Source organism: uncultured Pedobacter sp., assembly GCF_913776295.1.
GTDB lineage: Bacteria > Bacteroidota > Bacteroidia > Sphingobacteriales > Sphingobacteriaceae > Pedobacter.
Genome location: NZ_CAJYOJ010000027.1, coordinates 41,536 through 52,841, shown reverse-complemented (window position 1 = coordinate 52,841; position 11,306 = coordinate 41,536). Strand labels below are relative to the sequence as shown.

9 protein-coding genes are annotated in these 11,306 nt (G+C 40.9%); 8 read left to right on the top strand and 1 reads right to left on the bottom strand.

Features of this window, described 5'->3' with window-relative positions; translation table 11 throughout:
* Nucleotides 1-348: 348 nt before the first annotated feature.
* Nucleotides 349-1,245 (bottom strand): AraC family transcriptional regulator, encoded by an 897-nt coding sequence (locus QZ738_RS05340; RefSeq protein ID WP_293785418.1) that lies wholly within the window; start codon nucleotides 1,243-1,245, stop codon nucleotides 349-351.
* A gap of 540 nt (nucleotides 1,246-1,785) precedes the next feature.
* On the opposite strand from QZ738_RS05340, the gene QZ738_RS05335 reads away from it, so the two are divergent.
* From QZ738_RS05335 to QZ738_RS05300, 8 genes are read left to right on the top strand one after another with little or no spacing between them, the layout of a single operon-like run.
* Nucleotides 1,786-2,991, top strand: a complete 1,206-nt coding sequence (locus tag QZ738_RS05335) for a pyridoxal phosphate-dependent aminotransferase family protein (RefSeq protein ID WP_293785416.1) — start codon at nucleotides 1,786-1,788, stop codon at nucleotides 2,989-2,991.
* Nucleotides 2,988-4,109, top strand: a complete 1,122-nt coding sequence (locus QZ738_RS05330) for a hypothetical protein (RefSeq protein ID WP_293785414.1) — start codon at nucleotides 2,988-2,990, stop codon at nucleotides 4,107-4,109. The genes QZ738_RS05335 and QZ738_RS05330 overlap by 4 nt, the downstream gene beginning before the upstream one ends.
* On the top strand, nucleotides 4,106-5,095 hold the full coding sequence (locus QZ738_RS05325) for an NAD(P)-dependent oxidoreductase (protein ID WP_293785412.1): 990 nt from the start codon (nucleotides 4,106-4,108) through the stop codon (nucleotides 5,093-5,095). Before QZ738_RS05330 ends, QZ738_RS05325 begins: the two co-directional genes overlap by 4 nt.
* 18 nt (nucleotides 5,096-5,113) lie before the next feature.
* Nucleotides 5,114-6,439 carry an inositol-3-phosphate synthase gene (locus QZ738_RS05320; protein ID WP_293785410.1) on the top strand — a complete coding sequence of 442 codons (1,326 nt, stop codon included), beginning with the start codon at nucleotides 5,114-5,116 and terminating at the stop codon, nucleotides 6,437-6,439.
* Nucleotides 6,439-6,894 carry a phosphatidylglycerophosphatase A gene (locus tag QZ738_RS05315; RefSeq protein ID WP_293785408.1) on the top strand — a complete coding sequence of 152 codons (456 nt, stop codon included), beginning with the start codon at nucleotides 6,439-6,441 and terminating at the stop codon, nucleotides 6,892-6,894. Before QZ738_RS05320 ends, QZ738_RS05315 begins: the two co-directional genes overlap by 1 nt.
* A gap of 2 nt (nucleotides 6,895-6,896) precedes the next feature.
* The gene (locus QZ738_RS05310; protein WP_293785406.1) at nucleotides 6,897-7,274 is read left to right on the top strand and encodes a GtrA family protein; all 378 of its coding nucleotides are present in this window, start codon (nucleotides 6,897-6,899) and stop codon (nucleotides 7,272-7,274) included.
* Nucleotides 7,275-9,818, top strand: a complete 2,544-nt coding sequence (locus tag QZ738_RS05305) for a DUF5686 and carboxypeptidase-like regulatory domain-containing protein (RefSeq protein ID WP_293785404.1) — start codon at nucleotides 7,275-7,277, stop codon at nucleotides 9,816-9,818.
* Nucleotides 9,819-9,827: 9 nt separating this feature from the next.
* Nucleotides 9,828-11,117, top strand: coding sequence for a DUF4833 domain-containing protein (locus QZ738_RS05300; RefSeq protein ID WP_293785402.1), 1,290 nt, complete (start codon nucleotides 9,828-9,830; stop codon nucleotides 11,115-11,117).
* The last annotated feature ends 189 nt before the right edge of the window (nucleotides 11,118-11,306 follow it).

Here is an 11,306-nt window from a genome sequence, read left to right as displayed (position 1 = left end):
ATTTCCATCCAAAAAGGCCTTCGCACTGTGTCTCCGTTCTACTTAAGTCCGGCCTAACAAATTTTTCGGATTCTACTGCCCAAGCCCTATTACTGGCTTTAAAAGAAAAATTTTCAGCCGGCATTTTATTAATAGTTTTCTGTTGTTTTCATTTGTATTGATGAGCTCGGCAAAGCCTCGGTTTTGTTACTTTTTGATGCCAAAAAGTAAGAGCCCTTCGGCGGCGGCGAGCCGAGGCAAGACTGGGCTGTATAGCATAAGTAATTAGTTACGTCATTTATATTGATTTTTATAAAATAAATTATCCTTCAGACTGACAACTCTCCAGACTTAATTAAAAAGATTAGCCTACACCGCAATATTATTCGATAACTTATATTCAGACGGGGTAATCCCCGTCTGCTTTTTAAAATACTTGCCAAAAAAAGATGAGTTGCTGAAACGCAGTTCCATGGCCACTTCCGAAATATTCATTCTATGGCTGGTCAGTAACAATTTCGCTTCCCTGATCACCATTTCATCAATAACTTCCCCGGCTGTTCTATCAGTTACCTTTTTAACCACCTGCGATAAATGCCTTGGCGTAATGCGTAAGCAGTTGGCATAATAAATTACACGTTTTTCCTTTTTAAAATGCTCCGCTACCAGCGATAGAAAACGATTGGTGAGCTCTGTTTTGCTATCATGTACAAGAGGCATTGCGTCTTTCTGTTTGTTCCTTAAAAGAAAGAGATCGTAAAGCAGTTCCAGAAAGCTGTTATGCACAATGTTTTTAATCTGCGGGGTATCCTTAGCTGTATTTAGCTTTTTATGCAGCGCCAGCATATCATAGTAAATGAAGGTATAGTCCTCTTTTGATAGTGAAAATTTATGTTTGGGACCGTCCTGGAACATTCTGTAAACTTCCCCGGTATTAAAGAATACCCCCTTGGTTTTTAAATAACTTTTGTTAAAATGGATACTGATAAAAGAAACATCATTCTGCTCCCTGATCTCATAAATGGCTTGAGGAAAAACGAGTAAAATATCTCTTTGATTTAATACCTGCTCTGTGAAATTTATCCTCACGTTCATTTTCCCTTTTGTGATCAGAATTAAAGCATAACTTGATATGCGGAAAGGCTCCGAGCTGCAATAATGCGGATCATTGCTATGATGGATTTTTGCCATTAAACCCCCATTTAAAGAAAGCGCCTCCTCGTGGTTTTTTTCTGAAAAAGTTTTATTGAGTAACTGTTGTTGCATAAAATCGTTCCGTATTTTTTAATAATTTCTTAACAGATTCGATCATCTTTTGCACTACAATTTCAGCCACCCTTTTGTGGATAGTTCCTGCCCTTTTATCTGTCGGATTTTGTAGTGGCAAATCTAGTATTCAAGATTATTTTTACAAGTGTATTTTTTTAAAATGACTAATTTCTGATCGATTTTGATGTTTTTGATTAATAATTTTTTATATTTTAATTAACTTAAATTCAGTTTTTTATGTTGTTTTTTGTACGCTTTTGGCTGTTTTTAACCTTTTTACCATTTTATAATAAAGGTCAGATTGTCAATTGGTCAATTCATCTGAATGTCACATTTTATTGATCCAACTTTTTGACCAATATATCCCACATTTGAACCTTTTTTTACTTTCAATTCCGCGTTAAAATTGTGTGATCAAATCGTTTGGTTAATGTAGCCTTAATCTATATCGTTACTTAGTCTCTACAAGTGGCGTTTAGGTGCAGACCAAACTTTTCAGAACAGGGTTTAACAAACTGAAGAATATAAGTGTTCAGCATGCGTAAAAAATTACAAGACAGGATTGCCTCTTTTAAGGATGCGGCGGTGATAAAAGAAAAGGGATTATATCCTTATTTCAGGTCGATAGAATCCGGCCAGGATACCGAAGTGGTGATCAATGGGAAAAAGGTACTCATGTTTGGTTCAAATTCTTATTTAGGATTAACCAATCATCCCAAAATAAAAGAAGCCGCCAAAGCAGCAATTGATAAATATGGGACCGGCTGTGCAGGATCTCGGTTTTTAAACGGCTCGCTTGATATTCACCTCGAACTGGAAAGGCGTTTGGCCGAATATGTGGGCAAAGAAGCTGCGGTGCTTTTTAGTACCGGTTTTCAGGTCAACTTAGGAGTAATCTCCTGTTTGCTGGATCGTAACGATTATCTGTTGCTGGATGAGTACGATCATGCGTCTATCATTGACGGAAGCCGGTTGGCCTTTTCGCGTACGATTAAATATGCGCATAACGATATGCAGGATCTGCGCCGGAAACTGAGCAGGCTACCTGAAGATGCCGCTAAATTGATAGTTTCCGATGGCATTTTTAGCATGGAAGGCGATTTGGTAAATCTTCCAGAAATGGTAGAAATTGCCAATGAATTTGGCGCCAATATTATGATGGATGATGCGCATAGTCTTGGAGTTATTGGCTTTAATGGATCAGGTACGGCATCACATTTCAATCTTACCGAAGATGTGGACCTCATCATGGGTACTTTTAGCAAGTCTCTGGCCTCATTGGGAGGTTTTATTGCCGGTAGCGCCGAAACCATCGAATATATTAAACATCGTGCCCGTTCACTCATGTTCAGTGCCAGTATGCCGCCATCAGCGGTAGCCAGTGTAATTGCCGCATTGGATATGATCGAATCAGAGCCTGAACGGATTGACCAGCTATGGGCCAATACAGAATATGCGAAGCGACTTTTGCTAAATGCCGGCTTCGATATCGGGCACAGTAACAGTCCGATTATACCCATTTACATCCGCGATAATACCAAAACCTTTATGATTACCAATATCCTTCAGCAAAATGGTGTGTTTGTTAATCCGGTGGTATCACCAGCAGTGTCTTCAGATTCGTCTTTGATCAGATTTTCGCTAATGGCGACCCATACTTTTGATCAGATTGAATTGGCAGTAAGCAAACTAAGTGCGGCTTTTAAGGCGGTTCATGTAGAATTAGTAGGAAGCCAATCATGAGAGAGCTGGTAAAGGTTTTCGGTAAAAAAGCGTTGGCAGCGTTTGTAGATTTTCCGCACCAACTATATGCAGGTGATGTAAACTATGTGCCTGAGCTTTTTATTGCACAGCGCGATCTGCTTACGCCCGGCAAACATCCATTTTACGAACATTCAGAAATACAGCTTTTTTTGCTTTATGAGGAAGGTAAAATAGTTGGACGGATCGCCGCCATCAACAACACCAATCATAATAAGGTCTACGAATCGAAAGACGGTTTTTTTGGCTTTTTTGATTGTATTGATGATGCTTCCGTGGCTAAACAGCTTTTTGAAGCGGCGCAGGATTGGTTAAGCCAAAAGGGATTGACAAAAATTTTAGGGCCGGTAAATTTTTCAACGAATGAGGTATGCGGACTGCTGATCGAAGGTTTCGACGGACCGCCGGTAGCCATGATGCCTTACAATGCGCCTTACTATCTGTCGCTTTTAGAGCAGACCGGTTTTCAAAAAAATGTTGATTTAAGGGCCTACCGTTACACTGCAGGCAATTATAACGACCGGTCGGTGAAACTAATGGACAGGATCGAGGAACGTTTGAAACGGAACAACATCATCCTGCGCAAAATCAACATGAAGAAATTTAAGGAGGAATGTAATGCGGTAAGGGAGGTTTATAATAGAGCGTGGGACAAAAACCTGGGTTTTGTGCCGATGACGGATAAAGAGTTTGACTATACCGCGAACGATTTAAAACTGATCCTCGATCCTGAGTTTTGCATTCTGGCCGAGCAACATGGCAAGATTATAGGTTTTGCGTTAGCAATACCTGATATCAACCAGATTTTGATCAAAATTAAGCGTGGAAGGCTATTCCCAACGGGGCTATTGAAGCTTTTAGCGAATAAAAAGAAAATCGATGGGATCCGTATTTTGTTGCTTGGTGTGGTGGATGGTTACCGCAAAATGGGAATCGAAGCCTGTTTATATGGACGGATCATCAAACATTTCGAAGCTAAAAAAATGAAATATGCGGAGGCCAGCTGGACTTTAGATCATAACGAGCTGATCAATAAACCCATTGAAGATATTGGTGGAAAGTTATATCGTAAATACAGGATTTTAGAAAAAACGATATGAAAAAGCGGGTGTTGATTACGGGAGCAACTGGGTTTGTGGGCTATCACCTGATTAAATCTGCTTTGGCCGACAATCTGGAGGTATTTGCCAATGTACGTAACCTTGCAACTGCGGGTCATCTTAAAGATTTTGAGATCAATTATGTAAATCTTGATTTTGAATCGATCTATTTGCTGAAAGAGAATATCGAAGAGAAAAAGTACGATTATATTGTACATGCTGCTGCAGTAACCAAGGCAAAACAATTAAGTGATTACAATAAAATTAACGCAACCTACACCAGGAATCTGGCAGTAGCAGCCTCAAAATCTACACATCGCATCAAAAAGTTTGTCTTCATCAGTAGTTTAGCTGCGCTGGGCCCCTTAAATCAAAAAAATGAAAAACTCACAGATGATGGCCCCTCAAATCCGGTAACCCATTATGGGATCAGCAAAGCATTAGCTGAAACGTACCTGGCCAGGATTCAGAATCTGCCATTAATTAGCTTCAGGCCAACAGCAGTTTACGGTCCACGTGAGAAAGACATTTTTATCTTAATTAAAACGATTAAAGCTGGTCTGGAACTGTATATAGGCAAACAAGAACAGGAATTGAGCTTTGTGTATGCTACAGATCTGGCCGATATCATTATAAGGGCACTTTCCTCTGATGTGGTTGGCAAAAGTTACAATGTATCTGACGGGGCGGTGTATAACCGGTCTGCGCTGGCTGACCACGTACGTAAAGCATTAAACAAAAACACATTGATTGTAAATGTACCCCTGCAGATAATAAAGGGCTTTGCCTGGGGGATGGAGCGATTGTATCGCGTATTCAATAAGACCCCGGCCTTAAATGTAGATAAGATAAAAGAACTTACCGCCCTTAACTGGGGCTGTGACATAAAAAACATTCAGAAAGACTTTGGTTTTACGCCCCGGTTCGGATTGGAAGAGGGATTAAATGAAACCATTAGCTGGTACCGTAAACATAATTGGTTATAGATTTTAAATAAAAATAGAATGAAACAACAAGTAAAAGCAGCCGAAGGTAAACTGGGCATATTAATGCCAGGACTCGGCGCTGTAGCAACAACAATGATTGCCGGAGTGGCCGCGATAAAAAAAGGCATTTCAAAACCTATCGGTTCGTTAACACAGATGGGGACTATCCGTTTAGGTAAAAGAACCGAAAAAAAGGAGCCAAAAATTAAAGATTTTGTTCCCTTAGCCAATCTTGATGACCTGGTTTTTGGTGGATGGGACGTATATGAAGACAATGTTTACGAGGCAGCATTGAATGCCCGTGTGCTGGATGCCAACCTGTTGCGCGATGTACGCGAGGAATTACAGGCTATTAAACCGATGCGCGCCGCGTTTGACAGGAATTATGTAAAAAACCTGGATGGTAAATATGTTAAAGACATCGATAACCGTTACGAACTGGCTTTGGCCGTAATGGATGATATCAAAAACTTCAAGGCTGTAAACCACTGCGATAGGATCGTATTGGTTTGGTGTGGTTCTACCGAAATTTATTTCGAACCCTCTGAAGTACATGAATCATTGGCGGCCTTTGAGCAGGGTTTAAGAGATAACGATCCGCGCATTGCACCAAGTATGATTTATGCTTATGCTGCTTTAAAATTGGGAATACCATTTGCCAACGGCGCGCCAAACTTAACGGTGGATATTCCTGCTTTAATTGAACTGGCTAAAGAAACCGATACCCCAATTGCCGGTAAAGATTTCAAAACCGGTCAAACCTTGATGAAAACCATTTTAGCACCGGGTTTGGCGGCACGCTCGTTGGGTGTAAACGGTTGGTTCTCTGATAATATTCTGGGTAACCGCGACGGTTTAGTGTTAGACGATCCGGATAATTTTAAAACCAAGGAAGTATCAAAACTAGGCGTGTTGGAAGATATTTTTAAACCAGAAGTAAATCCCGATTTATATGGCGAGATGTACCACAAAATCAGGATCAACTATTATCCGCCTCACGGTGATAACAAAGAAAGCTGGGATAACATTGATATTTTCGGCTGGCTGGGTTATAAAATGCAGATCAAAATCAATTTCCTTTGCCGTGATTCGATTTTAGCCGCACCGATTGTACTGGACCTTGCATTGTTTATCGATCTGGCGAAACGCGCTAATATGTCGGGCATTCAGGAATGGTTATCATTCTACCTGAAATCACCACAAACGATTCCGGGTGTACCTGCAGAAAACGACATTTTTAAACAGTTAATGAAACTTCAGAATACCTTACGTTACATCATGGGCGAAGAATTGATCACTCATTTAGGCCAGGATTACGAAGAAGAATTAATAGAAACCGTATAGTGTTTATCCACAAATTTATATCAACGGCTCTGGGAATAGGCTATATCGGCAAAGGTGCAGGCACTTATGCTGCAATAGCAACCTGTATCTGCTGGCAACTTTCCCAGAGGCCTTACAGTAACCCCTATTTATGGCCGGTACTTTTCACCATGTTGATTGTGATGATCGGAATCATGAGTGCCGACCGGGTAGAGGAGATTTGGGGTAAAGACCATAACCGGGTAGTAATTGATGAAGTGGCCGGAATGTGCATTACACTACTGTTTATACCTTTAAAATGGCAATATACCTTAATCGGTCTATTACTTTTTAGGTTTTTTGATATCCTTAAACCATTTGGTATCCGCAAATTAGAGGTTTTACCGGGTGGCTGGGGCGTAATGGCTGATGATGTATTGGCCGGGATTTATGCGAATGTTATACTGCAACTGGTTGTTGTTTTAGAACTGTTTTAACCATGCTGTTCACTTTTCTAAAAGCACAGGCATCATCCTTGGTGGCCTCGGCAACAGACTTCGGGGTGACCATTATGACCGAAAATCTTTTCGGCTGGTGGTATCTGGCCGCAAGCATTACGGGTACGGTTGCGGGTGGGGTAGTCAATTTCTACGTAAACCGCAAATGGGTATTTGAAAGTGAATCTTCAGCCATTAAATGGCAGATATTGAAATATATTTTGGTATGGGCAGGCAACCTGATTATCGTAACCGCGGCTGTATTTGTACTCACCCGTTTTTTTAACCTCAATTACGTATTAGCCAAAGTTTTGAGTTCCGTTTTAACGGGTATCAGCTACAATTATATCATGCAAAAGCAGTTTATTTTTTCCAATTAAATGAAAGCGATTTATTCATTTTTATTATCCGTAGCGCTCATGTTTATGTTGCTGGTAAATGCTTTTGGCCAGAGGACAGTGGTATCTGGTACGGTACGCGATGCCGTAACCAAAGAAACGTTGCCCAATGTTTCGGTTTTTTTTAAAGATACGCAAATTGGTACGCAGACAGACGCCAACGGAAAATACACACTTGTTTCTCCAAACCCACAAAGTGAGCTGAGTTTTAATTATGTAGGTTATCGCACCGTATTTAAAAATACGGTACCCGCTGCAACGCAGGAACTTGATGTTGTTTTGGTACCCGATTCGAGAGTATTGGATGAAGTGATCGTTGTGGGCGGGAAAAAAATAAAATACCGTAATAAAGATAATCCCGCGGTGGAATTGATCCGCCAGGTAATTGCCCATAAAGAGGAAAACAGAATTAAAAGTTATCACACGGTTGCTTTCAGGCAATATGAAAAAATGCTGTTCTCCCTGAGCAATGTTTCGGATAAGTTTAAAAACAAAAAGATGTTCAGGAACTACCAGTTTTTGTTTCAGGAGCAGGATTCGACATTGATTGGTGGGAAAAATCTTCTTCCGATTTATATTCAGGAGCAACTGTCTGATCATTACCTGAGCAAAAATCCGGAAAAGAACAAAACCATCATAATCGGAGAGAAACAGGTTCAGTTTGATAACCGTTACATTGATAATAAGGGATTAAAAACCTATTTCGACAGAATGTATCAGGATATTGATATCTACAAAAACAACATTTCCGTAATCAGTAATGAATTTTTAAGTCCGATTGCTGATGGTGCACCTTCCTTTTATAAGTTTTTCATTACTGATACCCTCAAAACACAGAAACCTGAAATTATAGAACTGTCTTTTACCCCGCGCAATACCGGAGATATGTTGTTCGAGGGAAAAATTTACGTCACCAATGACAATCATTACGCGGTTACCGGAGCTTCTTTTGGGGTAAACAAAAATATCAACCTCAACTTTGTGCGCGCACTAAAAATCGATCTGAATTTTGAGCCGAATGATAAAGGCAAATACAGTTTGAGCAAAAGTAATTTACTGGCCGATTTTGGAATCGGTAAAACCAAAGGCATTGGCTTCACGGGTGAGCGTAGCGTTACTTTTAAAGATTACCAGTTTGATACGGCGCTGCCCGATACTATTTTTCAAGGGAAAAGTACCGTTGTACTGGCCGATGCAGCAAAAAAAGATAACACATTTTGGGAGAAAAACAGGTTAGATACCATTTCCAGCAACCAGTTGAAAATTTACGGTAATATCGATACCCTGCAAAATCTGCCATCTTTTAAACGGACCATGAAAATTGTGACCCTTTTGTTTGCAGGTTATCAGAACCTTGGCCCTTACGAAATTGGTCCGGTAAATACCTTTTACAGTTTTAACAATGTAGAAGGTTTAAGGCTGCGGTTTGGTGGCCGAACCACTCCAGAATTGAGCAAACGTTATTATTTCGAAAACTATCTGGCTTATGGCATTAAAGATGAGAAATGGAAGTTTTTCCTTTCCGGTACCTATTCACTGAACAATAAATCGATCTACGCATTCCCTCAACATTACGTTAGGGCCAGCTTTCAGCGCGATACCAAAATACCCGGACAAGAGTTGCAGTTTGTTCAGGAAGATAACTTCCTGCTCTCGTTTAAACGTGGGGTAAACGATATGCTGTTGTACAACGATTTTTATCGCCTGGATTATGTGAAGGAGTTCGAAAACCACTTTTCAGTCAACCTGGGTTTTAAGAAGTGGAGCCAGACACCGGCTGGCGGGTTAAATTACCTGAATGAAAATAATCAGATGATCAACCGCTTAACCACCAGCGAGGTTTCTGTACAGTTGAGGTACGCCCCGAACGAAAAGTTTTACCAGGGCAAAATTTATCGTGTACCCATTGCCGATCGTTACCCGGTATTTAATTTACGTTATACGGCTGGTTTAAAAGGTTTGCTGGGCGGTGAATATAATTACCACAACCTATTGGGTAGTATTGATAAACGCTTTTATCTATCGCAGTTGGGCTACAGCGATGTAACAGTAGAAGGCAGCTACATCTCCGGGAAGGTGCCCTTTCCTTTATTGGATATCCACCGTGCCAACCAAACTTATGCTTATCAGCTTAACTCATACAATCTGATGAACTTCCTGGAGTTTGTGAGTGATCATTATGTGAGCATCAATATCGACCATAATTTCAACGGCTTCTTTTTTAACAAAGTGCCACTGCTAAAACGTTTAAAATTAAGGGAGGTGGTGTCGTTTAAAGCCTTGTATGGTGGTTTGAGGAATGAAAATAATCCAAACTTACAAACGGGTTTATATCAGTTGCCAATTTACGAAAACGGGGCGCAGCGTACTTATGCATTGGGCAACGATCCTTATATGGAAGGTAGCGTTGGTGTGGGCAATATCTTTAAACTCTTAAGGGTCGATCTGGTGAAACGCTTTAACTATCTCAATCATCCGGAAGTTTCAGAATGGGGAATAAGGGCAAGGGTAAAATTTGATTTTTAAAAATAGGTTATGGAAAAAAAATTAAGAGACAGCCTGCAACAAGGAATATATAAGGTGATCAACCCTTTTGTAAAGGGATTGATCAAGATCGGTTTAACGCCTAATGCTGTTACCACAATCGGGTTGATCCTGAATATCGGTGTAGCTGTCATTTTTGTACTCGGTGCCGAAAAATCAAATCGTGGCGATATGTCGTACATCGGTTGGGGAGGGGCTTTGGTGCTTTTTGCTGGTCTGTTTGATATGCTCGATGGCCAGGTGGCCCGTTTAGGCAATATGAGTTCGAAATTTGGAGCCTTGTACGATTCGGTACTCGACCGTTACAGCGAAATGATTATGTTTTTGGGCATCTGTTATTACTTAGTGGCACATCATTACTTTTTAAGTTCGCTGTTTGCGTTTATTGCCCTTATTGGTTCGATGATGGTGAGTTATACCCGGGCAAGGGCCGAAGGACTGGGGGTAGAATGTAAGGGAGGTTTAATGCAGCGCCCCGAACGCGTGGTAACGATTGGTGTTTTCGCCATAACCTGCGGTATCACCGGTCATTTTATTGGTGGCGATTACAAGGTTTACGTGCCAGGGCTTTCTTTCCATGTATTCGAAACCATGTCGGTTTTTACCATGCCAATCGCCATAATGGCGGTATTGACCAATATCACAGCTGTTAAACGCCTGCAAGAGGCTAAAAAAGGCCTGGAAGCTCAGGAGTTTAGCGAGAGAAAGGGAAACAACAAAGCGGCATTAATTGCAGGACTGTTTCTGATCAGCGGTTTAAGTGGTGTGCTTTCTTTTACCGCAAATGCGCAGGGATCAGATCCTTCGCCGCTTACTTTCCCAACCCCAAAAGATATTCCTAATCAATTGTTTTATTTACAGCGCGATCCAAATACCAATACCATCATTTGCCAGTTAAATGTAGACAAACATGGAGAAGTGAATAAAGAGCAACCCGTAAATGTATTTTGGATGCGTTACGGAGACCAGGGTGAAAAGAAAGAACTCAGTTATATTCAGCGGAAATTTGCTTATGGCATTATTAGTAAAAACTTAGGGAATGGCCAGTTTGAATTGCGGTTTACTTCACATAAAAAGCTGCCGATGTACCTGAATAAATCTGCTGTAGATAAGAAATACCATGTTTTTGCCACCATAAACAATAAAAAAATGCAGCTGGAACGGATATTCCTTCGGATTGAAGGGGGCACATTCTGGTTTCCTAATGTAAAATATGTTGAAATAAAAGGTTTTGATGCTTCGGAGCCGTCGAAAGTGTTAGTAGAAAGGATTAAGGTTTAGCGTTAGGCGTTTTGCGGGTGGTGTTCTTATCCATTCCGTCATTGCGGGAAGGCTTTTTCAGCCGACGAAGCAATCTCTCTCGAATCGTCTCGAGTGAACTATAACGGAATCGAGAACCCGAAGGCTCTGCGAAGCAAAATCTAACGATATAGATCTCTCCCCGCCTGTACGGGCAGGCCTGTCCGCACA